Here is a 23,551-nt window from a genome sequence, read left to right as displayed (position 1 = left end):
TTGCCTCGTCACGCGGTCCGTCGGTCCCTCGCCGGCGACGCCGTGACTCTCACCATTGGAGGTTGTTGTCATGCATGCAGCAGTCGTCACATCGTTCGGTGCTGCACCGCACTACAGCGAGCACCCGGAGCCGGTCGCCCAGGGCCCCGACGAGGTCGTCGTCGAGGTTCTCGCGGCCGGGCTTCACCCGCGTGTTCGCTCCCAGGCGGCGGGCTCGCACTACTCCAGCACCGGTGAGCTTCCACTGGTCCCGGGAATCGACGGCGTCGTCCGTGACCCCAAGGGACGCATCCGGTACACCGTCCTCGACGACACAGTCATGGGGACGATGGCGGAGCGCACCGTGATCGACCTTCGTCGCAGCGTCGTCCTGCCTGACGGAATCGATCCGGTCCAGGTGGCGGCAGCGGTGAACCCTGTGATGTCCTCATGGGTCGCTCTGCGCCGGCGCGTCGCCTTCGGCCGCCGCAAACGCGTCCTCATCCTGGGCGCGACCGGCAACGCCGGCCGGATGGCGATCCAGGTCGCCAAACGGTTCGGTGCCGCACAGGTGATCGCGGCCGGACGCGACACAGCTCGCTTCGGCGAACTGCGGGCTCTCGGTGCCGACCAGACCTGCACCTTCGACGAACTGTCGCGTGCGGCCGACGTCGACGTCGTCATCGACTACGTGTGGGGTGAGCCCACGGCCCGGGCCATGGTGGACATGCTCACCGCCCGCGCCGACCGCAGTGCGCCGCTCACGTGGATCGAGATCGGCTCGATCGCCGGTCCGACGGCACCGATCCCCTCCGCGGCGCTGCGCTCGACTCGGCTCAAGATCGTGGGCAGTGGCATCGGTTCGGTTCCCGGCCGCGACTTCGTCAAGGAACTACCCAAGCTGGCCGCCGCGGTCGTGCGCGGCGGGTTCGACGTCAGGGCGCGCGCGGTCCCGCTCGCGGAGGTTGAGCAGGTCTGGGCCGCGACCGCCGGCATGTCCGAGCGTGTCGTTCTGGTGCCCTGACTCGCGTCGTCGAGCGTCGCCAGGCGTTTCTCGCCCCATCCAGGAGCTGGTCACCACCCGGCAGCGGTATCCGTTGTATCAAGACAGAGTTACGGATACCCTGTACTCGAAATCATGGCTGGCGGCTCGGGACGGGCCGCTGCCCGGCGCTTCGCACTCTTCAAGGCGGCGCCGGACTTCAACCCATCTTCACAGCTGCGCGCCGACGACGAGGTGAACCTCCCGCGTCGCTGCAGCTCGCCGGACAGCCGCCCTGGCGCACCTCATCACGCCGGGCCGAACAACGAGGAGCTTCGGAATGTCAGCACCACAGGAGGTCACCGAGGGGCGCACGGCCCCCGTCGTGACCCTGACGTTCGTCGGCAGCCGCGCGGAGACGGAGGAGGCCACGTCGAAGCTGAGTGTCGAATCGCAGGCCGGGCTGCGCCAGTTCTCGCTGGAGCGGATGACCGGCTACGGCGTCGACTACGCGGATGCGGTCGAGCTGCGCGCCCGCGTGGTCGAGGGGCAGGGCTGGCGTTCGGCCGCCACGGAACTGGCGGAAGTGTGCCTGCGTCGCGTCGAGAGTGCCGTGGGAGCCGCGGGGAAGCCCACGCGCATCACGTACCTGCGCCGTGCGTCCGCCCTGCTGCGGATGAGCCAGATGATGATGCTGTCGGACACCGCGGAGCGCCGGGCGATCTTCGCGCGGGCCGCGGACCTCTTTGAACAGGCCGCCGACGCCTGTGGTGACCGTGAGCGCGTCATGATCCGGACGGATGATGGTCCGCTGGTGGGGTGGCTGGTCCCCGTGGTCGGCACCCCGGTCGGCTCGGCCGTCGTCATCGGCGGCGTCGAGGGCTGGGCGATGGATTTCGACAGCATCGGCGAGGCATTCGCGGCCCGAGGCGTCGAGACACTGCTGCTCGACGGCCCGGGCCAGGGCGAAACAAGGCTCGCGCACGAGCACTACCTCACCGCCCAGTGGCGCGACGCCTACGGGCGAGCGGTGGACTTCCTCGACGAGCGTTCGCCCGGCCGCCCGATCGGCTTCATCGGCAACAGCATGGGAGGCAGCATCGCCATGGCCGTCGCGTCCCAGGACACCCGGATCCGGGCTTGTGTCGACAACGGCGGCATCCATGCCCCCTGGCTCGTGCCTCCGACCATGGGGACCTTCTTCTCGAAGATGGTGGCCCTCTGTGGAACCGAGGACCCGGACCGTGGGGTGGACGTCTGGAAGACCGTTACTCCGCTCGAGGACGGGCCCAACACCGGCTATCCGCTGCTGGTGGTGCAGGGCGGCGCGGACCCCTTGGTCTCGGTGGACCTTGCGCAGATCCTTCTGCAGGGCGCACCGACGGACGACAAGCAGATGGTCATCTTCTCCGACGGAAACCACTGCGTCTACAACCACAAGCACGATCGTGACGCACTCATCGCGGACTGGATGGCGGCTCGTCTGGGCGGTCTGCCCGCTCCCGAATTCGCGAACTGAGAGGAACACCCCCATGAAGATCATCGACGCACAGGTTCATCTCTGGGCCGGCGCGAGCGCGCCGCCGCATCACTGGCGGGCGCCGTACACCGTCGAGACCGCCCTGCGTGACATGGACGAGGCCGGCGTGGACCGTGTCGTCAACTGTCCGGCGGTCTGGGACGCCGACGCCAACGACTACGCCGTGCTAGCGGCGAAGGCGCATCCCGAGCGATTCGCGACCCTCGGCTGGTTCTCCCTCGACGAGGCCGCTGACGAGGCCCTCTTCGATGAATGCCTGGACAAGCCAGGCATGCTGGGCCTGCGCTTCATTCTGGCGGAGCCTGCGGTGGCCGAACGCCTCGCCTCGGGAGGGCTCGACTGGCTCTGGGAGGCCGCAGACCGCCGGGGCATTCCCGTAGGGATCATGGTGCTGCCCCCGCAGCTGCCCGCCGTCAGCGACATCGCCGCCCGATATCCGAACATGCGTCTGCTGATCGACCATCTTGCGGTCGCCCCCTGGGAGAAACTGCCGGACGCGGCTGCGCACCTCGATGCCCTCCTGGCCCTCGCGCGGCATCCCAACATCGGGATGAAGGCGACGGCGGTGCCGAGCATGGCTACGGATGCGTACCCGTTCGAGAGCACCCACGGCATGCTGCGGCAGGTCTTCGACGCCTATGGCGCCGAGCGGATGTTCTGGGGCACCGACATCACGCGTCTGCACTGTTCGTGGCGCGAGGCGGTGACGATGTTTACCGAGGAGCTGCCCTGGCTGCGGGGCCGCGATCTGGAGCTGGTCATGGGCCGTGCCGTGGCCGACTGGATCGGCTGGCGATGAGACGGTCCGGCGACGCGATGGCGCCGCTGGACCGCATCACTGATCGGCCCTGGCCTGCGCAGGCTGCGGAGGCGAGTTGAGCCTGATTTGCTCCAGCCCGTCGAGGAGCAGGTCCAGACCGAACCGGAACTCCTCGTGCGGCAGTACGGAGGTCAACTCCTCGGACGCGGCGATCGTGGCCGGATAGCCGTCCGGGTCAAGCGAGTTGTAGTAGTCCCTCAGACTGAGGTGGTCCTCTGGGCCTGGCGCCCCGGGGCCGTGCTGCTGGATGGCGAAGCCGATCACGTAGTGGCCGATGGCCGTGAAGGCGCGGGCGGCCGAGGCGACCGAGAAGCCGTGACTCAGGAACAGTGTGATGAGCCGTTCCCTTGCGCGGAGGCTGTTGGGGCCGACGGGAACCTGGGCCGCCAGGAGCGAGATCGCCTGGGGGTGTCGGCACAGCGTGCCGTAGAACGCCTCCGCTGACACGGTCACGGCTTCCCGCCAGGACAGACCGTCCAACTCCTCGGGGGAGACGCGGACTTCGCCCAGGATTCTGTCCGCGACAAGAGCAAGGAGTTCGTCCTTGCTGTCGAAGTGCCGGTAGAGCGTCGCTGTGCCCGAGTTCAGGGCATCGGCGAGCATGCGCAGGGTCAGCGCCTGGATCCCGACCTCGTCGATGAGCTTCAGGGCCGTGTCGATGATCCGTCCGGCATCCATCGGCGGGCGTCCTCGCCGGTACGCGGGCGCGGGTGTTCGGCCGGCCCACCAGGCGGGGCTTCCTGGGGCGGGCTGAACCTTGGAAGCCATGAAGCGGTCACCCTTCATCCGGGTCTGAGGTCATGCATCGACGCAGAAGTTTCGGTCTTATCGTATCCGTTTTCGACAGCGGCACGGCTCCGCGCAGTGGCAGGGTGCGAGGCGGGCATTATTACGGTTACCATGTATCCATAAACTTCTAGGGAAGGCGCGCCACGATGGCGGACGGCAAGGACTCCACGCACAGCAGGCCCGGCCCACGTATGTGGCTCATGCCTTCGATACTCGTCACCGTCGTCATGGCGGTCCTGGCCGCCATGTACCTGGGCGGGATGGTCAGTTCACCCGACGACATAGACGACTTCCCGATCGCGATCGTCAACGCCGACACCGGGGCCACCACCGCCTCGGGGCAGCGCACCAACGTCGGCGAACAGATCGTCGACAATCTGCGCAAGAACGCCGCCGACGGCAAGTTCGACCTGCACACACTCAGCCTCGCCGACGCGAAGAACGAGATGGGGAAGGCGAAGACCTACGGCGCGATCGTCCTGCCCCGCGACCTCAGCCGGAAGCTGGTGACACTCTCCACGGCCGTGACGTCCAACGGCTCCGTCGAGCGACCCGACGTCACCGTCTACACCAACCAGCTCGCCAGCGCTTCCAGTGCGTCCATCGTCACCTCGTTCGCCGGCCAGGCATTGGCGCGGGCCAACCAGGAGGTGGGCAAGGAGCTCATCACGGCCGTGACGTCAGCCGGGGCCACCGGTGCCTCTCACGACCGAAGCCTGTCGCAGACCGCGCGCGTGGTCCTCTCCGACCCCATGAACGTCCAGATCACGCCGTTCCAGAACGTCCCCGACGGGACGGGCAACGGGATGTCGGCGATGTACTACGCACTGCTTCTCGTGATGGCCGGTTTCACCGGGTCCCTGATCGCCAGCAACCTCGTCGACGCCTACCTGGGCTTCATCCCGACGGAGATGGGACCGGTCTACCGGCTGGAGGGCAATTCAGGCCACAGCCGACTGGCCACCCTCGCGATGAAGTGGGCCCTCATGACCGGCATCGCGATGGTGGTCGGCACGGTGTATCTGGGGGTGGCCCATTGGGCCGGCATGCCCCTGGAGCACCCATGGACTCTGTGGATGCTCAGTGCGCTGGCGATCACCGCCGTCGCCGTGGTCGTTCAGTCGATACTCGCGCTGCTGGGCGGCCTGGGCATGGTGGTCAACCTCTTCCTGTTCATCGTGCTGTCGGTTCCCAGTTCGGGAGGCACGATGCCGCTTGAGGCCAGTCCTTCCTTCCTCCGGTTCCTTTCCTCATTCGAACCGATGCACCAGATCTACCTCGGCACCCGCTCGGTTCTCTACTTCGGAGCCACCTGGGACTCAGGCCTGGGCCGGGCTGTGATCGCCTGTCTCGCAGCGGTCGTGCTCGGTGTCCTCGTCGGCTTCCTCGGCACCCGCTCCTACGACCGCAAGGGCATGGCCCGGCACGCCATGCCCGAGACCGCCTGACCGGACGGCCCGTCAGTGCTCCGACCGCGCTCGATGCTCCGCAAGGACGTCCAGGCCGAAGTCGCAGGCCGGGTCGCGCCATACCGAGTGGGCGTGGTTGGCGTGCCGTTGGGTGTTGTCGTACTCGATGAGGACGTTGGGCCCGTGAAGCCGGTAGTAGTGCGGTTCGCCGGCATCCAGGCTTCCGGCCCAGCTGAAGTGGATCTCGTCGAGGACGCTGTCGGAGGCGTAGTGGGCGCTGTATTCCGTGGCGAGGTCCTGTGGGGCCCGGCCTGTGTACAGGAAGAGCAGCCGTCGCAGCCCGCGGCGCTGCTCTTCGTCCAGGTCGCGCCCGCTGATGCCCTTGGGGGGGACGGTGATCGCCACGCGCGCGTGGTCGTCCTCGGTGTAGCCGCTGTCTGCCTCGGCCCGTCGGTCGATGTCGTCGACGAGAGACGTGAGGGCCGGGTCCGCGAAACGCCCCCGCCACAGGTCCTGCATGTGCATCATGGTGTCGCCGTGGCGGATGTGCGGCCGGTTGCCGGAGACGATGTCGGACACGGCTGACGGGTGGAGGAGTGCCTGGCGCCATTGCGGTGCGGTGAGCGTCCGTGCCAGCTGCCGTGCCTGGTCCTCGATCCCTCCGAGAGCGTTGAGGGATCCGCCCAGCAGTGCGGTCTTCGCGGGGTCGGCGCCGATGAAGCACGGTGTCGTCGAGACGAGTCGGTCCGCCACGATGAGGTTGTTCAGGGAGATGTGGTGGCCGCCGAAGCGCCAGGCCCAGACCGGGTCGCCGGGCCGGCCGAAGATCCTCAGCCAGTACAGGCCGGGATCGCGCCCGCGCTCTCGCCCCCAGCTGATCCGCCACCCTTCGACCTGGTCCAGGACGTTCTCCAGACCCATCACCGTGGCGACCGTGGCATACCCGGCCTCGGACAGCCCGGTCGCCACCAGTTGCATGGCCAGGCTCTGCTGGTAGGCGCTCTGCTCCCGGACCGCCAGTCCGCCGTGATCGGTCGGCGTGTAGAACCACCGCAGTCGCTCTTCCTCCGCTGCGGGGTCGAGGGGCGAGTCGTACAGGGCGAAGTGCCGCTGCTCCTGGCTCAAGGTGCCCAGCCAGGTGGCGGCAGCGCGCGTCATGGCCGCAGCCGCCCTCTCGCGGCCGGGCGCCGGGGCAGGCGGCATCGGGTCGTTGTGGCCGTTCGTCGTCACCGGTGCGTTCTTCCGTCCTCGGACACGTCCAGCATGACTTTGATGGCGTTGCCCCGGCGTTCGGCGTATGTGTCGAAGGCTTCGGCGACGTCCCGCAGGGGAAAGTGATGCGTGACCAGTTCAGCGGTGCGCAGGCGTCCGCGGGCCGCGAGGGAGACGGCACGGGCCAGCGATCCGGTGCCCTCGCCGCGGACCGTGTCGATCGAGATGCCGTTCATCACGGCATGGTTGAGATCGGCGCACACCGGCTCTTCGAAAAAGCCTACGAGCACGACCTTGCCGGCTCGCCTGGCCATGCGGAGGGCGTCGTCGACCGCGCTGGGAGCGCCCGAGCATTCCAGGACGATGTCCGCGCCCATGCCCTGCGTCGCCTCACGCACCGCAGCAACGGCGTCTTCGTGCCGGGAGTTGAGCACGAGGTCCGCACCGAACGACTTGCCGATCTCCAGGCGGGCGTCACGTGTGCCGATCAGGGCCACCGTCCGCGCGCCGAGCTCGCGGGCGACCTGGGTGGCGAGCAGCCCGATCGGGCCCGGCCCGATCACGGCGACACTCGCGCCGACCAGCAGGGAGTCGAGTACGTCGAAGGCGTGCATGACCGTGCCCACCGTCGTCAGCACGACCGCCGCGTCGAAGTCGACCGAGTCCGGAAGCCGGTGAAGGGTGGAGACGTGGTTGAGCGCGTACTCGGCGAACCCCCCGTTCACCGTCATCCCCTGCACACGGTGACCCTTGTGCCGGTGACCGTAGTTGAGGCAGTCGGTGTAACCGCCGGCCAGGCAGTTGGCGCAGCGCATGCAGCCGCGGTGCGCCTCGGTGACGACGCGGTCGCCGACGTCGAATTCGTCGACGGTGTCCCCGACCGCGACGACGACTCCCGCGTATTCGTGCCCCGGAACGAAGACATCGGGGGCCGGCCCGCCGTCAGGGAAGAAGTGCCGACTTCGGACCTTGAGGTCCGTGCCGCACAAGGACGCTCTGCGGACGTGGACCAGAACGTCTTCCGGACCCACTTGAGGCACGGGCAAGGTAGTCGTCCGGATGACGCCGGGCTCGCCCAGCACTGCCGCCTGCATGGTTTCCGGCAAGGACATATCAAGTCTCCAACTGCGGGCAAGGAGGCCACGCATCGGCTTCGGGGGAGGGGACGTGCACCGCCCGTAACTATCCTTGCCACACTCATGCCGCCAGTCCTACGGATAACGCATAGGGGTTTCCTATACGATCCGGGCCACATTCCTATTGGTCACGGCATGCCCGATGTGACACAGTCCTCCAAAAAACGCGACTCACCGTATTTCTGGTGGAGCACCATGAGGAGATGAACCGTGGACCTGGGGATTTCTGGAAAAACCGCACTTGTGCTGGGTGGAGGCGGAGGAATCGGCGGCGCGATCGCGCAGGCACTCGCGGAAGAGGGCGCCAACATTGCCGTAGCCGACATCAATCTGCAGGCGGCGAAAAAGCGCGCTGAGGCGGTGAAGGGTGCCGGCGGAAACGCGCTGGAGGTGCAGTGGGATCTCGGCGACATGGGTGCGATCGACTCGAATATCGCACTGATCGAGGATTCCCTCGGGCCGGTCGACATCCTCGTCAACAACACCGGCGGGCCGCCGCCCTCACCTGTGTTGGGTCAGGGGCACGACGTCTGGCTGAGTCACTTCCAGTCGATGGTGCTGTCCGTGATGGCGATCACCGATAGGGTGGCACCGTCGATGAGAAGTCGAGGCTGGGGCCGAATCATCACCAGCACCAGCTCTGGTGTGGTTTCCCCCATTCCCAACCTGGGACTTTCGAACACCCTTCGCGCCAGCCTCCTTGGATGGTCCAAGACCCTGGCCCGGGAAGTCGCGGCCGACGGGATTACCAGTAACGTCATTGTTCCCGGCCGGATCCGCACGGAACGGGTGCAGTTCCTGGACCGTTCAAAAGCCGACCGTGAGGGAAAGACCGTCGAACAGGCAACTGCGGAGAGCGTCGCGTCGATCCCTGTGGGCCGCTATGGCGAACCCCGTGAGTACGCGGCCACGGTCGCCTTCCTGGCCAGCGCGCACGCCGCCTACATCACCGGCTCTGTCGTCAGGGTCGACGGCGGCCTCATCGCCTGCATTTGAATCTGACAGCTGATTACAGAAGGTTGCGGTATGTCACTGCTGACTCGCATGACACAGGGCGTATTCGCCATCGCGCCGACCCCGTTCGACGCCGATGGGGCCATCGATTTCGACTCGCTTAGCCGACTCACGGAGTTCTACACATCTGTGGGTGTCTCGGGCCTCACCCTTCTCGGCCAGTTGGGCGAGGCTCCCAAGCTGTCCCACGAGGAGGGCGTGCGCGTCGTCAGGCACGTGCTCAAGCAGACCGATCTGCCGGTTGTCGTAGGGGTGTCGGCGCCCGGCTATGCCGCGATGGAAGCGCTGGCCACCGAGGTCATGTCGGCGGGGGCGTCCGGCGTCATGATCGCTCCGCCCAACACGCTGCGGACGGACGACCGGATCGTGGCCTACTACGAGGGAGCCGCCGCAGCCATAGGCGATGACGTGCCCTTCGTGATCCAGGACTACCCGCTGTCGTTCTCCGTGGAGATGTCTCCGTCCGTCATCGCCCGCATCGCCAACACCCTGCCCGGGTGCGTGATGCTCAAGCACGAGGACTGGCCGGGCTTGGAGAAGATCAGCAGCCTGAGGCAGATGGAGGCTGCCGGTGACATGCCCCGCCTGTCGATCCTGTGCGGCAACGGTGGCCTCTTCCTCGACTTCGAGACCGAGCGCGGTGCGGACGGCGCGATGACGGGTTACTGCGTTCCCGAGCTTCTCGTGGACGTGGTGCGCCACGCGGCGGACGGCGACCGTGACGCCGCCCATGATCTCTTCGACGCCCACCTGCCCCTGATGCGTTACGAGCAGCAGCCGGGCATCGGTCTGGCCGTGCGCAAGTACGTGATGAAGCGGCGGGGCCTGCTGACATCCGACGCGCAGCGCAGGCCTGGTGCCCGCCTGTCCGCCGCGGCCCGCGCGGAGGTCGACTACCTGCTGGCACGACTGGCGCGCAAGGACAGCAGGGTCGTCCTCACCGCCTGATGGAACCGCACCGACCACCCACTCAAGAGCTGAGCCAGTGGCCACTGAGGCAGGAGTAGCTTGATCGTATGCAGCTGCGTCAGCTGGAGTACTTCATCGCCATCTGCGAGGCCGGTTCCTTCAGTGGAGCCGCTGTCCGGCTGTACGTCGCCCAGCCCTCGCTGTCCCAGCAGATCCGCGCTCTTGAGAAGGAACTTGGGGCTGAACTGCTCGAACGCGGTCGCCATGGTGTCGCATTGACCCCGGCCGGCCGGATTCTCCTGCCCCATGCCCAGCGCGCCGTCCAGGCGATTCAGGAAGCCCACGACTCCGTTCGGCAGGTGGTCGAGGGGCGTAGCGGCGATGTGCACGTCCTGACCGTGAGATCGGTGGCATCCGGCGTCCTGCCGTCGTCGGCGGCGCGGTGGCACACGTTGTTCCCCGCGACGGTGCTGCGGCTGCACGACTTCTCGCACCGACGTGCCTTGGAGGACGCCGTGCGAAGCGGCCAGGGGGATATCGCGGTCGGGCCCCGGCCACCCTCGTGGGAGGGACCGGTTGTGTCACTCGGCTATGAGGAGATGGTCGTGTTCGGCCCCGTCGAACATGGTGCGGGCGCGATTGCCGAACCGGCTGAGTTGGCCGATGCCGACTGGGTGCTCTACGAAGCGGAACAAGGCATGAGCGAGGTCGTGGACCGGGTCACGGGCCATCTCGGGTTCACACCGCGTGCCGTGGCCCGCACGGGCCAGGTGTCGGCGGCTCTCCTGTTCGCGGTCGAGGGCCTCGGCATGACTGTGGCGCCCGAGAACGCGGTGCCCCTGGGATGGGCCAGACACGCGCGGAGAATCGGGCCCGGGTTCTACCGGGAGCTCGTGGCATACAGCCGAAAGCACCCTTCGCAATTGGCGGATCGCTACCGCGACATGCTCACCTCTGTCGAGCTGCCCCTGATGGCGGAGGGGGACCTGCCCGTGGGGGCCGTTCGTTTCTGATACGAGCGCACACATCACCGTAGTGACCGACGACGGCGCCATCGACCTCGGCCGACCGTGCACCACTGTCAAAGACGCCCCGCTTCGCCCCCGTCAACGCGCGGCCCGGGCCCCCCGGAACTTGTCAGGGCTTCCCGACCATCGTGGCTGGATAGGCGGCCGGGACAAGAGAGCTGCCGTAGCCCCGACGCTGTCAGTCATCCTCGGGGCGCCGTGTCCCGGCGCCGGGCCCTCGGCCCACAGGACCTTGCCTCCCGGAGGCGGGCCACCGCCGAACGGTCCTGGTCAAGGCCCGGTGAGCCGGCGGACGTCGTCGGCCTGTTGGAAGAACGGTGCGTTCCGACCACCCAGTTGACGGGCTCACGAGTTCGCAGCCCGCTGCGCAGATCGACAGAAGCGGGTGAGAACCCGTATGCAGATCGCGCGGAGTAGCCGTCGCGCATGAGCGATGAGCTCAACTCGCCTCTCGTCCCCGGGCGTTGTTCCGGTAGCGACGAGGCGCGAGACCCATCGTGCGCTTGAAGGCGCTACTGAAGGCGCTCTCGGAGGTGTAGCCGACCTGCTGGGCGATGACAGCGACCGGGGTCTGCTCCTGCCGCAGGTGCCGGGCAGCCAGGCGCATTCGCCAGTTGAGGAGGTAAGTCAGGGGCGGCACACCCGCCGCCTCCTTGAAGCGGAGCGCGAAGGTGGCCCGGGACATGGCTGCCCCACGGGCCAGTTCGGTGAGCTGCCACGGGTGGGACGGGTTGCCGTGCATCAGGTGCAGGGCCGGAGCCAGGCGCGAGTCGGCGAGGGCGCGCAGCCAGCCGACGGGGAGTGTGCTGGGGTCGGCGAGGCAGACCCGTAGGACGTGCATGAACAGCACCTGGGCGAGGTGGTTCGAAACGAACTCGGAGCCGAGTCGGCCCGTTCCCGTCTCCTTCATCAGTTGCCCGACGAGCCAGCTCAGTGCGGGCGCTTCTGCCGCCTCGGACCGCACAAGGATCAGCGGAGGGAGGGCTTCGCGGAGCAGTTCGCCGGAGTCCCGGCTGAGGTCGATGTGGCCGGAGATTCCGATGACGTCGTCCCCGTCGCCGAGATGGGCCATGTTGGTCTCGGGGGAAGGGTGGATGTCGTCTAGGTTCACCGGCTCCACGCCCGGGCTGCTGCACACCAAGACCTCGTGCCTGCCGTCGACGACGACGACGTCCCCCTCCTTCAGGCGCAGGAGTTCGCCGCCGCCGACGTTCATCAGGCAGGCGCCCTTCACCAGCGCATAGACCCGGAGCCAGTCCTCGGCGGGCAGGCTGAGGGCCCAGTCGCCGCCGGCCGTGATGCCGCCTGTGAGGACGGAGCGGGCGTCGGCGACGACGAGGGCGTCTGACAGCGGATCAGTAGTCACATGGTCAGACTATCGCGCAAGTAATGAAGACGAACAAGTATTCATCGTCTGGGCTGGTCGGCCTACGGTCGTGAGCAGAACTTCCGCACGGACACATCCGAAAGGTCTTCCCCCCATGACCCATGCGACCCCGTCGATGATCGAGCACATCCCCGAACCGCCGCCGCCCGTCACCGGCGACGCTCCCTCCGGCTTTGACGTGATTGCGTACATGATCCGGCAGGCCAGGGAACTCGGGCCGGTCTACCGGCTTCGTGGCGGGGGTGCGGATCTCATCATCGTGTCCGGGCTGGACCTGGTGACGGAACTGGCCGATGAGAGCCGGTTCTGTAAGGAGATCGACGAGATTCTGCAGGGGGTGCGCCTCTTCGCCAGGGACGGTCTGTTCACGGCGCACAGCGACGAGCCCAACTGGCGCAAGGCCCACGACGTCCTGATGCCCGCCTTCTCTCTGGGCGCCATGCGCGACTACCACGGCACGATGCTCCGGGTGGCCCGGGCACTGTTGGCGAATTGGGACCGTGCGGCGGAGACCAGGACACCGGTGGACGTTCCGGGTGGCATGACCCGGCTGACGTTCGACACCATCGGCCTGTGCGGCTTCGGCTACGACTTCGAGTCCTTTCGCCGCGAGGAACTGCACCCGTTCGTGACCGCCATGTCGAGGGCGCTGCTGTACGCCCAGGCCCAGGCCGAGGGGCCCGCCGGGGCGGACCTGCCGACCGACCAGTTCGAGCGGGACAGTGCTCTGATGGCGGACCTGGTCGACGAGGTCATCCGGGAGCGCAAGGCATCCGGTGACATGAGCACCGACGACCTGCTGGGGCGGATGCTGCACACCAGCGACCAGGTCACCGGCACCCCGCTGGACGACGAGAACATCCGCCACCAGGTGATCACGTTTCTCATCGCCGGACACGAGACCACCAGCGGCGCTCTGTCCTTCGCCCTCTACTACCTACTGAAGCACCCCGCGGTGCTGGCACGCGCCCAGGCGGAGGTGGACGCCCTGTGGGGCGACACCGACGAGCCGGACCCGACGTACAACGACATCGGCAAGCTCGGCTACATCCGGCAGGTGCTCAACGAGAGCCTGCGGCTGTGGCCGACTGCCAGCGCCTTCACCGTGACGCCACTCGAGGACACGGTCGTCGCGGGCAAGTACGCGGTACGCAAGGGGGAGATGATGACCATCCTCCCCTCCGCGCTGCACCGGGACCCCGTCTGGGGTGACAATGTCGAGCTGTTCGACCCGGACCGGTTCTCGCCGGAGCGGGTGGAGGCCCGGTCCGTGCACGCGTTCAAACCGTTCGGAAACGGTGAACGAGCCTGCATCGGACGGCAGTTCGCCCTACACGAGGCGACGCTGGTGCTCGGCCTGCTGGTCCACCGCTACCGGCTGATCGACCACACGGACTACCAGCTGAAGATCCATCGGACGCTCACCATCAAGCCGGGTGACTTCCACCTGAGCCCGGCCCGGCGCACACCGTCCGAACGTCGCCTTCCCCCGGGAACAGCCAGCCAGGCCCACGCCCCCCTGGCCCAGGCAACCTCCGCCGCCCGTTCCGCCGCGGGCACCGCGCTGACCGTGCTGCACGGCTCCAACCTGGGCACCGGCGCGGGAATCGCCCGCGATCTGGCGGCGGACGGCGACGACCGGGGCTTCACCTCCACCGTCCAACCGCTCGACGAGGCGGTGACCAAGCTGAACACCGACGGCCCCCTGGTGATCGTCGCCGCCTCCTACAACGGCCGGCCCACCGACGACGCAGCCGAGTTCGTGGCCTGGCTGGAAGGACTCCAGCCAGGTTCCCTCGACGGCCTCACCTACGCCGTGCTCGGGGTGGGGGACCGCAACTGGGCCGCCACCTACCAGCGCATCCCCACCCTCATCGACGAGCGCCTCGAGGCCGCCGGCGCCACCCGGCTACTGGAACGTGGTGCGGCGGACGCGGCCGGCGACTTCGAGGGCACCGTACGCCAGTGGACCGGCGACCTGTGGGACGCCCTGCTGGCGAAGTACGGAACGACGGCCACAGTCGCACCCGCCGACGAGCCGGACACCGACCTCGGGCTGTACCAGCTTGAGGACGCGGCAGCGTCGGCCAACGGCGCCCTCGCCGCACGGCACGGCCTGCGGCCCATGGAGGTGCTTCAGGCACGGGAACTGGTCGACACGGACCATCCCCTCGGCCGCTCCAAGTACTTCCTGACGCTGCGCCTGCCCGAAGGGGCCGCTTACCAGACGGGCGACCACCTGGCCGTCCTCCCGCGCAACCCGGACAGCCTCGTCCAGAGGGTCGCCGACCGCTTCGACCTGGACCTCGACCGCACCGTACGGCTGACCACGCGCCGACGCAGCCGCCATGCCCTGCCCATCGACCGGCCTCTGACGCTACGTCAGCTGCTGGCCGACTTTGTAGAGTTGCAGGAGACGGCCACTCAGGAGCAGGTCGCCACGCTGGCTGCCCACACCGAGTGCCCGCCCGAGCGGCGCCCGCTGGCCGAACTCGCCTCCGCGCAACCGGACCTCTTCCGCGAGCAGGTCACCGACCGCGGCATCAGCGTGCTGGACCTGCTGGAGCGGTACGCGTCCTGCGCGCTGCCGATCGAGCGGTTCCTGGAGATGCTGCCGGTGCTGCGGCCGCGGGACTACTCCATCTCCTCCTCGGCTGCGGCGAACCCCGGCGAGGTCGATCTGATGGTCTCGCTGCTTCATGCCCCGCACCGCAGCGGCTCCGGCACTTTCAGCGGCATCGCCTCGCACCATCTCCAGACGGTCAGGCCCGGAGACGTCCTGCAGGCGCGCGTGCTGCCGTGTCGGGAGGCGTTCCGGATGCCTGAGGACACCGGCATCCCCGTCATTCTGGTCTGTGCCGGCACCGGGCTCGCGCCCTTCCGGGGCGCCGTGCTGGACCGTCTGCACAGCGGATTCACCGGAACACTGCTGTGCTACTTCGGCTGCGACCACCCCGACGTGGACTACCTCCACCGTGACGAACTCGAAAAGGCACAGAGTGCAGGAGCCGTCAGTCTGCGGCCCACCTTCATGCACGCCCCACAGGACGGCGTCCGGTTCGTGCAGGAACGCATCGCCCGGGAGGGCGACGAAGTGTGGAGGCTGTTGCAGGCCGGCGGCCTGGTGTTCGTCTGCGGCGACGGCCGGCGGATGGCACCGGGCGTACGGGAGGCTTTCCGGGCCCTCTACCGCGAGCACACCGGCGCCGACGACGAAGCCGCCGCCGCGTGGCTGACCGCGATGACCGACTCGGGCCGCTACGTCGAGGACGTCTGGGCGCCCTGACCGAGCAGCACGGGCCGGGGCGGTCGCGGACCGACGGCTGCCCCGGCCTCGTACGAGACCCCCTACGGCTCCACTCTCAGGAAGGGTTCACGCAATGAACTCGATGCTCGCCGGACGTCTCCACCTCGACAGCCACACGTTCGCGGTGGAGGAGGTCCCCATCCCTGTACCGGGTCCGGGAGAGGTCCTGGTCGAAGTCAAGGCGGCCGGGGTCTGCCTGTCCGACGTGCACCTCGTCGACGGCACCCTGGTCCCCTTCCGCCCCGACGACGCCGTCACGAGTTCCGGGGCGCTGACGCTCGGGCACGAAGTCGCCGGTGTGGTCCACACCCTCGGCCCGGACGTGCTCGGCTGCTGGACCCCCGGCGACAGGGTCGTCCTCCATGCCGGCAAGACCTGCGGAAAGTGCGATGCCTGCCTGCGCGGCTTCCTCTGCAAGCAGGGGATGACCATGGGAGTCGACTACGACGGCGGCTGGGCCCAGTACGTCATCGCCCGCGAGGACACCCTCGTCCCCATCCCCGACAACCTGCCCTTCGAGCAGGCCGCCATCATCCCCGACGCCGTCTCCACCCCCTACTCCGCCGTCGTCACGACCGGCGCGGTCCGTCCCGGACAGTCCGTAGGGATCTGGGGCGTCGGAGGCCTGGGCGCACATGGCGTCCGCGTCGCCCGCCTGATCGGTGCGGCGCCCCTCATCGCCGTGGATCCGCGCCCGGCGGCCCGGGAACGCGCCCTCGCCTTCGGCGCCGACCTCGCGCTCGACCCCGGCGCGCCAAACTTCGCCGACGCCGTGAGCGAGGCCACCCGTGGCCAGGGCCTGGACGTCGCCTTCGACTTCGCAGGCTTCCCGGCGGTACGGGACCAGGCGATCGCCGTGCTCGGCTTCGGCGGCGCCCTGGTGCTCGCAGGACTGACCCCCGAGCCGGTCACCCTCGCCGACAGCATCACCTTCAGCACCCGTCGCAACCAGATCCGCGGCCACTACGGATCCTCCGAGCACGACCTGGACCTGCTGGTCGGCCTGGCCTCGGTCGGCCGAATCGACCTGGCGCCGTCCGTCACCGCTCGCGTCCCACTGGCCGATGCGGCCGACGCCGTCACACAGTTGGAGAAGAAGATAGGCGATCCGATCCGTATCGTGCTCGTTCCCTGAACCTGCTCGCAGGACCCGCTCCGCCTCGTGCGGGGCGGCTCCCGCGCGTCTATGGCGGGGAACGGACCGTTTGACCAAGGCACCCGCCTGTTCGACCGCCTCCAGCAGCCGACTTGACGCGTAACTGCCTGAGGTGGCTATGCAGTCAGAGCACTAACCGACGGATTCGCTGATAGAGCCCCGCGGAATGGTCAACCAGCAGCCGCAGCGCCCGCTCCATGGTTCGGCGGCGGATCTCGTCGCGCGTCGAGCCGCTGCTCCTGAACTCGGCTAACGGGTGCGCTCTGCGGCGGAGAGGCGGGACAGCTGGTCATCGTCCCCGGCCTGCCGACGGTGACCCGGACCATGACCCTCCATCCTGGCACATCGCCGTCTTCTAGACAGAATGTTTGTCTGCTGAGTAGATTACTGCTGGAGTGCGGAGCCGCAACCGGCTGCACGGTCCGGAACCTGTGGGCCTCCCATACGGAAGGAATGCAGGCCCGTACACAGTCGCCGTAGCCCCCGGGGCGCTGCTTTGCCCTCTTGGCAGGCGCTATCCGTCCGCACACTCCACGGCTGCGAGCAGGACAGGAGGACTTCCGGTGTACGACCGCGACGCCATGGCGCGCTGGGACGGGGTCCTCGCGACCAACCTCCTGGACGTCACCAGTGACCTCGCGGCACTGGACTCGCAGGGCTTCTGGGCCGTGGTGGTCACCTTCGAAGGTGAGGTGGTCTGCGCACGTTTCCGTGACATCCGAACACCTTCGCCCACGGCATCCCCGTCCTCGCCATGGCATGGCCCCAGGCCACAGGACTGGTCTACCTCGCTTGACCGGAGGAGCTACACCTCGGCGGTGCACCGCATCCGTGAGCACATCGCCGCCGGGGAGGTGTACCAGGCCAATCTGTGCCGTGTCCTGTCAGCTCCGGTCTCTTCCGAGGCTGACATCACAGCCCTGGCCGGGCTGCTGCGTCTGCATAATCCCGCCCCCCACGGCGGAGTCGTCCGTCTTCGCGGTCACGGACTCGAGGTCGCGACGGCGTCGCCGGAGCTGTTCCTGCGCCGCTGCGGCAGGATGGTGAACTCTGGCCCGATCAAGGGGACGGGGCGCACGGAAGATGACCTGCTGGAGAAGGACCGCACCGAGAACGTCATGATCGTGGACCTGGTCCGCAACGACCTGGGCCGGGTGTGCTCCCCTGGAAGCATCCGCGTCCCCGATCTGTGCGCGATCGAGAAGCACCCAGGGCTGGTTCATCTCGTCTCCTCGGTGGAGGGCGAGCTGGCCGAGGGTCTGGGGTGGCCGCACCTGCTTGAGGCAGCATTCCCGCCGGGCTCCGTGACAGGAGCTCCCAAGGAGCGGGCGCTACGGCTCATCAAAGATCTGGAGCCCTCCCCGCGCGGCCCCTACTGCGGTGCCATCGGCTGGGTCGATGCCGACCGCAATCGCGGCGAACTCGCGGTCGGAATCCGCACCTTCTGGATCGACCGTGGAGCGCGTCGGCTCCGGTTCGGCACGGGAGCCGGCATCACGTGGGGGTCCGACCCACAGCGCGAGTGGGAGGAGACGCGGCTCAAAGCGCGACACCTGCTGTCCATTGCGTCCGGTACCGGGTAGGGCACGGCGAAGCACCAGACGGCACGGCGCCAGTCCGTCCGCCACAAAGAGAACGGGCCGTCGTGGACAGGACACCTCACCACCGGCTGGGGAAACAGCTGATCACGTCTACTGAGCGAGGGCAGATGCCTGGAGACACTCCTTTGGGCTCCGGAGAGCTTGCCAAGAAGCACGTCTTTGACCAATTGCGGCAGGCCATTTTGCGCGGCGATCTCGTGCCGGGGCAGCCGATACCCGAGCCGGAGTTCGCCGAGCGATTCAGGGTGACGCGCGCGAGCGTGCGTGCCGCCACGATCGACCTCACTGCCGAAGGCTTGGTCGAGCGCGTGCGCCATCGCGGCGCGCGGGTGCGGGTGATCTCGGTGCACGAGGCCGTCGCGATCACCGAATGCCGGATGGCGCTCGAAGGACTGTGCGCGGCCAAGGCGGCTCTCCTCGCCACCGACGCGCAGATCGACGAGCTCAACGACCTGAGCGAGGAGATGGCCGATGCGGTTGCGCAAGGAGCTCTGGTCAGCTATTCCGCCCTGAACCGCCGGCTGCACGCACAGCTCGTCGCGTTCTCACAGCAACGGCCTGCGGCCCAGGTGTTGGAGCGACTGCATGCCCAACTCGTACGGCATCACTACCAGTTGGCGTTGCAGCCAGGACGGCCGGAGCAGTCTCTGCGTGAGCATCTGGCGGTGATCGACGCGGTGAAGGCCAGGGATCCGCATACGGCCGAAGCCGCGGCACGCGCCCACCTCCTCAGCGTCGTCCAAACGCTGCGCAACCAGCCGACGTCCCCCGCGCCGGCGGCATTCCACCATCCCCTCGCCTAAGGAGACAACCGTCATGACCTCGCCTCTCGGCGACATCGCCCACCTCGGCCACGTCGAACTGCTCACCCCCGATATGGACGCCAGCGTCGGCTTCTTCACCGACTACCTCGGCCTGACCGTCAGCGGTCGTTCGGGCGACTCCGTGTACCTGCGGACCTTCGACGACTACGAACACCACAGTCTGGTCCTCACCGGCCACACCACGTCGGGCGTGCGTCGCACCGCGCTGCGCGTCTCCAGCGCGGAAGCCCTGGAACGCCGGGTGAAGGAGCTGGAGAACGCGGGACGCGCCGGCCGGTGGGTCGAGGACGAGCCTGGTCTCGGACGGCTCTATGCCACCACCGACCCGGACGGCCACGAACTGGCCCTGTACTGGGAATCCGAGTGGTACCAGGCGCCCAAGGAACTGGCCCCCGCGCTGAAGAACCAGCCGCAGGCCAAGCCCGGTCACGGCGTCGGCGTACGCCGCCTCGACCATGTCAACTTCCTGGCGTCGGACGTCTCCGCCAACGGTGACTTCCTGCGCGAGGTGCTCGGCGCGCGTCCGACAGAGCAGATCCGCCTGGACTCGGGCCGGATCGCGGGGCAGTGGCTCACGTTCACCAACAAGTCGTACGACGTCGTCTACACCGAGGACTGGACCGGCTCCACGGGCCGGCTGCACCACATAGCGTTCGCGACCGACACGCGTGAGGACATCCTGCGGGCGGCCGATCTCGCCATCGACACCGGCGTGTTCATCGAGACGGGCCCGCACAAGCACGCCATCCAGCAGACGTTCTTCCTGTACGTCTACGAGCCCGGCGGCAACCGCATCGAGCTGTGCAACCCGCTCACCCGGCTGGTGCTGGCGCCCGACTGGCCGCTCATCACGTGGACCGAGGAGGAGCGGAAGAAGGGGCAGGCCTGGGGCCTGAAGACCATCGAGTCCTTCCACACGCACGGCACTCCGCCCGTGCAGCCCTGATGCAAGGGCGGAGTGCCGTGCTTCTTACCGCTGCGGTATCCCGCGGGATGCCGCAGCCGGCGGCGCAAGGTGCCGCGTCACCGCCTCCAGGGCGGCGACCTCCCGGTACAGCGGCTGAAGCACCGGCGAGGGGATGCCGGGGGTCGACGCGTCCGTTGGCGGTGACTGCGAGGGGGTCTTGCGTAGCATCTCCGCCAGCAGATGGATCCGGTGGGCCAGCCGGGCGACGTCGGTCGCAGCAGGAGATGCGGCGCCGTGCGCGACCTGGATGCGCAGAGCAGTCGTCACGTCCACAACACGCTCGACGGCGGCCACAACCGGCCACCATGCGGCAGCCGTTCTGCCGGTCGGCGGGGGCTCGCTCAGCGCCCGCTGGAACTCCATCCGCACCGCTGAGAGATCTCGGTAAAGGCACCTGCGCAGGTGCCCCGCCGGAGCAGATCCGGTGGTCTCGGTGAACGACCGCTCCAGATAGCGGGCGCAGTCCTCGACAGTATCGGCGAGCCGTGTTCCCACCCGGGTGTGCCAGCTCTCCGGCCACAGCAGGTATCCCGCGACCAGGGCGATCGCACAGCCGATCGCGGAGTCCAGCAGCCGGGGGAGCAGCACCGTCGCACCCTGATGGCTGAGCAGGTCCGACAACAGCAGGATCAACGGAGTGATGGCGGCCGTCTGGTGGCCGTACCCGCGCGGAGTGAGGGCGGGAACCAGCGCGCCCAGTACGAGAACGACCGGCACGTCCCACCAGCCCCTGGGTATGCCCGCAAGGACCGCGGCCGCGGCCACCAGCCCCGGCACGGTGCCCAGGATGCGCAGCACCGCCCGGGAGAAGACAGAGCCGAAGTCGGGCTTGAGTACGAAGGTCACGGTCAGCGGCACCCAGTACGAACGCGGCACCGGGATCAGCGAGATGACGGCCTGCGCCAGACCGATGCACAGAGCCAGCCGTACGCCGTAGCGCCAGGCCGCGACGGGCACCGCCAGGGCTCTCGCGGCGGCAGTGTCGAAGGTGACCGCTCGCGCTACCGCCAATCCGCTCCCGTCAGGAGGCATGGTGCCCTGCGTGGCGGCGACCACCTCAGCCGCATGACGCAGGCCCTCCATGACGGCCCGGTCCGGACCATAGGGAGGGTCGGGCAGTCGCGGTCGTCCGGTCGTCGGACCGCCGGTGGCCACCGAGTCGGCCAGAACACGCAACGCCACGGGGATGTCCGCCGACGGAGTCCGTTCGTTGAGGCGGGCCAGGGGAGCGGCCTCAATCAGCGGCGCCAGAGCGTCCAGCTGCGCTATCAGACAAGCCCGTTCGTCGACGCGTTCGCGCCTTGCCTTCAGTAGGTCGTACGCCTCGTTCAGCGCCTGGGTCAGAGTGCGGCGAGCCTCCTCGTAGGGCGTCGACGAGGTCAGTACATCGGCGACGGCCCGGTAGACGTTCGCAACCGCGGTCCGCTCCGGTGCCCAGGGCCGCAGGGGCCACGCGACCAAGGCGAGCGCCAGGAAGAGCAGCGTGCCGAGCGTCATCAGCAGCGGTGGCAGCCACCAGGGCTCCGGCAGCGGCAGGCCCGCGCCGACCACGGTGTTCAGCAGAAGAAGCAGCCCGGAGGCGGACGCGACGCGGCCGAGCGAGGAAATGACCCCTGAGATCAGCGCGACGAACGTGACGACGGCGACAGCCTGTCCTCCGCCGCCGTAGACAAGGGACCCCACGACGAGACCGACGACGCAGGCGCACTGAGGCACGACGATGCCGGTCATCCGCTTGCGGTAGCCGGTCCGGGTGTCGCTGGTGATGCCGTTGAGAGCCCCCATGGCGGCCAGGGCACCGTAGTCCGGGCGGCCGGCGGCCAGCCCGATCGCGAGCGCCAGCGCTGTGGCGATCGCTGCACGGACGACCGCGGCCCCGTCGACGGCGGACATCCACCGACGCGGGTGCCCGAGAGCCGATGCGGGCGACGGCTCGCGGTCCCTGATTGTTGACAATTTCGACTCCTGTATTGCGTCGGCGTTACGCACGGCCTACTGTCCTATGGAGCAGACATACATTCTACTGAGTAGACAGATGAGGTGCGGGTCATGAGCCAGGAGAGCGTCGAGCAGGCGATCCAGCGGGCGGGCGGGGCGGTGGCCCTGCTGCGCAACTCCCCGATCAGGCCGCACACGTTTCCGGTCGCGGCGGAGTTCACCAACTGGCGCAGCGAGCAGCGGGCCTGGCGCGACACCGTCGCGCTGCTGGACCAGTCGCACCACATGACGGACCTGTACATCCAGGGCCCGGACGCGCTGCGACTGCTGTCGGACCTTGGCGTCAACAGCTTCAAGAACTTCGGGCCGGGCCGTGCCAAGCAGTACGTCGCGGTCAACCACGACGGCCACCTCATCGGTGACGCCGTGTTGTTCCACCTGGAGCAGGACCACTTCGACCTGGTCGGCCACCCAATGGTGCTGGACTGGGTGCAGTACAACCTGGAGACGGGCGACTACGACGCCGCCACCGAGCGGGACGACAACTCCTACGACCGCGTGGCCGGGCCGCCCAAGGTGTACCGCTACGAGGTCCAGGGGCCCAACGCCGTCGCCCTGCTGGAGAAGGTCATCGGTGCCCCCCTGCCCTCGGTGAAGTTCTTCCACATGACCACCCTCACCATCGCCAGCCATCAGGTCCGCGCCCTGCGGCACGGCATGGCCGGCCAGCCTGGCTTCGAGCTGTTCGGCCCCTGGGAGGAGGGCGAGGAGATCCGGGACGCCATCCTGGCCGTCGGTGAGGAGTTCGGCCTGGTCCGCGCGGGCGCCAAGGCGTACTCCACCGCCAACCTCGAGTCGGCCTGGGTGCCGGCCCCGTTCCCGGCCGTTTTCTCCGGCGACAAGCTCAAGGGCTACCGCGAGTGGCTGCCGACTGCCGCGATGGGCTCACTGGGCGGCTCGATGGACTCCGAGGACGTCACCGACTACTGCGTGACTCCCTATGACATCGGCTACGGCTCCATCGTCGCCTTCGACCACGACTTCGTCGGCCGCGAGGCCCTGGAGGAGATCGCGAAGAACCCGGGCCGCACCAAGGTCACCCTGGTGTGGAACGCGCAGGACGTCGCCGCCGCGATCGGGTCGCTGTACCAGTCTGACGAACTGCCGGCCAAGTTCATCGAGTTCCCCAAGGCTCGCTACGCCCTGCACCAGAGCGACAAGGTGCTCGTCGACGGCCAGCTCGCCGGAATCTCGATGGATGTCGGCTACATCGCCAACGAGCGTGCCATGGTCTCACTGGCCACCGTCGACCTCGCCCACAGCGAGCCGGGCACCGAAGTGACCGTGGTGTGGGGCGAGAGCCCCAACTCGGCCAAGCCGGGCGTCGAACGGCACCGCCAGGTGGAGATCCGCGCCACCGTGGCCCCCGCGCCCTACGTGCAGTTCGCCCGAGGCGCCTACCGCGACCGCTAGTCCCCCTCCCAGTCTCCGGCCGGCCGGTGCCAACTCCCCGCTCCGCTCACCGGCCGGCCGGGCCGTTCACTGCCCCCGAA

18 protein-coding genes are annotated in these 23,551 nt (G+C 68.3%); 13 read left to right on the top strand and 5 right to left on the bottom strand.

Annotation, left to right across the window (positions count from 1 at the left end; translation table 11 throughout):
- The first annotated feature begins 70 nt into the window (after positions 1-70).
- The 3 genes from ACQEWB_RS50015 to ACQEWB_RS50005 all read left to right on the top strand — a co-directional run bounded on the left by ACQEWB_RS50015 (position 71) and on the right by ACQEWB_RS50005 (position 3,300).
- On the top strand, positions 71-1,003 hold the full coding sequence (locus tag ACQEWB_RS50015) for a quinone oxidoreductase family protein (RefSeq protein WP_432844468.1): 933 nt from the start codon (positions 71-73) through the stop codon (positions 1,001-1,003).
- Positions 1,004-1,301: 298 nt separating this feature from the next.
- On the top strand, positions 1,302-2,480 hold the full coding sequence (locus ACQEWB_RS50010; RefSeq protein ID WP_432844467.1) for an alpha/beta hydrolase: 1,179 nt from the start codon (positions 1,302-1,304) through the stop codon (positions 2,478-2,480).
- 13 nt (positions 2,481-2,493) lie between these two features.
- Entirely contained in the window at positions 2,494-3,300 is an 807-nt protein-coding gene (locus ACQEWB_RS50005; protein ID WP_432844466.1) for an amidohydrolase family protein, read from the top strand.
- A gap of 36 nt (positions 3,301-3,336) precedes the next feature.
- Here ACQEWB_RS50005 and ACQEWB_RS50000 read toward each other — a convergent pair whose 3' ends face one another.
- Positions 3,337-3,999 (bottom strand): TetR/AcrR family transcriptional regulator, encoded by a 663-nt coding sequence (locus ACQEWB_RS50000; RefSeq protein WP_432844465.1) that lies wholly within the window; start codon positions 3,997-3,999, stop codon positions 3,337-3,339.
- A gap of 311 nt (positions 4,000-4,310) precedes the next feature.
- Here ACQEWB_RS50000 and ACQEWB_RS49995 point away from each other — a divergent pair, with 311 nt between their 5' ends.
- A complete protein-coding gene (locus ACQEWB_RS49995) occupies positions 4,311-5,558 on the top strand; it encodes a YhgE/Pip domain-containing protein (RefSeq protein ID WP_432844464.1) in 1,248 nt (415 codons plus the stop codon).
- 12 nt (positions 5,559-5,570) lie between these two features.
- Here the strand turns inward: ACQEWB_RS49995 and ACQEWB_RS49990 are convergent, their stop codons facing one another.
- Together ACQEWB_RS49990 and ACQEWB_RS49985 are read right to left on the bottom strand one after the other, a co-directional pair.
- Positions 5,571-6,749, bottom strand: a complete 1,179-nt coding sequence (locus ACQEWB_RS49990) for a DUF3500 domain-containing protein (protein ID WP_432844463.1) — start codon at positions 6,747-6,749, stop codon at positions 5,571-5,573.
- Positions 6,746-7,762 (bottom strand): zinc-dependent alcohol dehydrogenase, encoded by a 1,017-nt coding sequence (locus ACQEWB_RS49985; RefSeq protein WP_432844462.1) that lies wholly within the window; start codon positions 7,760-7,762, stop codon positions 6,746-6,748. The genes ACQEWB_RS49990 and ACQEWB_RS49985 overlap by 4 nt, the downstream gene beginning before the upstream one ends.
- Before the next feature lie 315 nt (positions 7,763-8,077).
- On the opposite strand from ACQEWB_RS49985, the gene ACQEWB_RS49980 reads away from it, so the two are divergent.
- The 3 genes from ACQEWB_RS49980 (at position 8,078) to ACQEWB_RS49970 (ending at position 10,803) form a co-directional block, all read left to right on the top strand.
- Positions 8,078-8,863 (top strand): SDR family oxidoreductase, encoded by a 786-nt coding sequence (locus ACQEWB_RS49980; RefSeq protein WP_432844461.1) that lies wholly within the window; start codon positions 8,078-8,080, stop codon positions 8,861-8,863.
- A 30-nt stretch (positions 8,864-8,893) separates the two neighbouring features.
- Positions 8,894-9,829 (top strand): dihydrodipicolinate synthase family protein, encoded by a 936-nt coding sequence (locus ACQEWB_RS49975; RefSeq protein ID WP_432844460.1) that lies wholly within the window; start codon positions 8,894-8,896, stop codon positions 9,827-9,829.
- 68 nt (positions 9,830-9,897) lie between these two features.
- On the top strand, positions 9,898-10,803 hold the full coding sequence (locus tag ACQEWB_RS49970; protein ID WP_432844459.1) for a LysR family transcriptional regulator: 906 nt from the start codon (positions 9,898-9,900) through the stop codon (positions 10,801-10,803).
- A gap of 454 nt (positions 10,804-11,257) precedes the next feature.
- Here the strand turns inward: ACQEWB_RS49970 and ACQEWB_RS49965 are convergent, their stop codons facing one another.
- On the bottom strand, positions 11,258-12,184 hold the full coding sequence (locus ACQEWB_RS49965) for an AraC family transcriptional regulator (RefSeq protein ID WP_432844458.1): 927 nt from the start codon (positions 12,182-12,184) through the stop codon (positions 11,258-11,260).
- Between the two features lie 115 nt (positions 12,185-12,299).
- Here ACQEWB_RS49965 and ACQEWB_RS49960 point away from each other — a divergent pair, with 115 nt between their 5' ends.
- From ACQEWB_RS49960 to ACQEWB_RS49940, 5 genes are all read left to right on the top strand, one after another.
- Positions 12,300-15,491 (top strand): bifunctional cytochrome P450/NADPH--P450 reductase, encoded by a 3,192-nt coding sequence (locus ACQEWB_RS49960; RefSeq protein WP_432844457.1) that lies wholly within the window; start codon positions 12,300-12,302, stop codon positions 15,489-15,491.
- A 94-nt stretch (positions 15,492-15,585) separates the two neighbouring features.
- Positions 15,586-16,647: a zinc-binding dehydrogenase gene (locus ACQEWB_RS49955; protein ID WP_432844456.1), complete on the top strand. Its 1,062-nt coding sequence runs from the start codon at positions 15,586-15,588 to the stop codon at positions 16,645-16,647.
- A 602-nt stretch (positions 16,648-17,249) separates the two neighbouring features.
- A complete protein-coding gene (locus ACQEWB_RS49950; protein ID WP_432844578.1) occupies positions 17,250-18,251 on the top strand; it encodes a chorismate-binding protein in 1,002 nt (333 codons plus the stop codon).
- A gap of 125 nt (positions 18,252-18,376) precedes the next feature.
- The gene (locus tag ACQEWB_RS49945; protein WP_432844455.1) at positions 18,377-19,072 is read left to right on the top strand and encodes a GntR family transcriptional regulator; all 696 of its coding nucleotides are present in this window, start codon (positions 18,377-18,379) and stop codon (positions 19,070-19,072) included.
- 13 nt (positions 19,073-19,085) lie between these two features.
- The gene (locus ACQEWB_RS49940) at positions 19,086-20,039 is read left to right on the top strand and encodes a catechol 2,3-dioxygenase (protein ID WP_432844454.1); all 954 of its coding nucleotides are present in this window, start codon (positions 19,086-19,088) and stop codon (positions 20,037-20,039) included.
- A 24-nt stretch (positions 20,040-20,063) separates the two neighbouring features.
- On the opposite strand, the gene ACQEWB_RS49935 is transcribed toward ACQEWB_RS49940, so the two are convergent.
- Positions 20,064-21,953 (bottom strand): FUSC family protein, encoded by a 1,890-nt coding sequence (locus ACQEWB_RS49935; RefSeq protein WP_432844453.1) that lies wholly within the window; start codon positions 21,951-21,953, stop codon positions 20,064-20,066.
- A gap of 156 nt (positions 21,954-22,109) precedes the next feature.
- Here ACQEWB_RS49935 and ACQEWB_RS49930 point away from each other — a divergent pair, with 156 nt between their 5' ends.
- On the top strand, positions 22,110-23,471 hold the full coding sequence (locus ACQEWB_RS49930; RefSeq protein WP_432844452.1) for an aminomethyl transferase family protein: 1,362 nt from the start codon (positions 22,110-22,112) through the stop codon (positions 23,469-23,471).
- The last annotated feature ends 80 nt before the right edge of the window (positions 23,472-23,551 follow it).

It is taken from the genome of Streptomyces sp. CA-249302, assembly GCF_050936785.1.
Taxonomy (GTDB): Bacteria; Actinomycetota; Actinomycetes; order Streptomycetales; family Streptomycetaceae; genus Streptomyces.
Note: the sequence above shows the minus strand (reverse complement) of the source record. Positions and strands in the feature narration are given on the sequence as shown.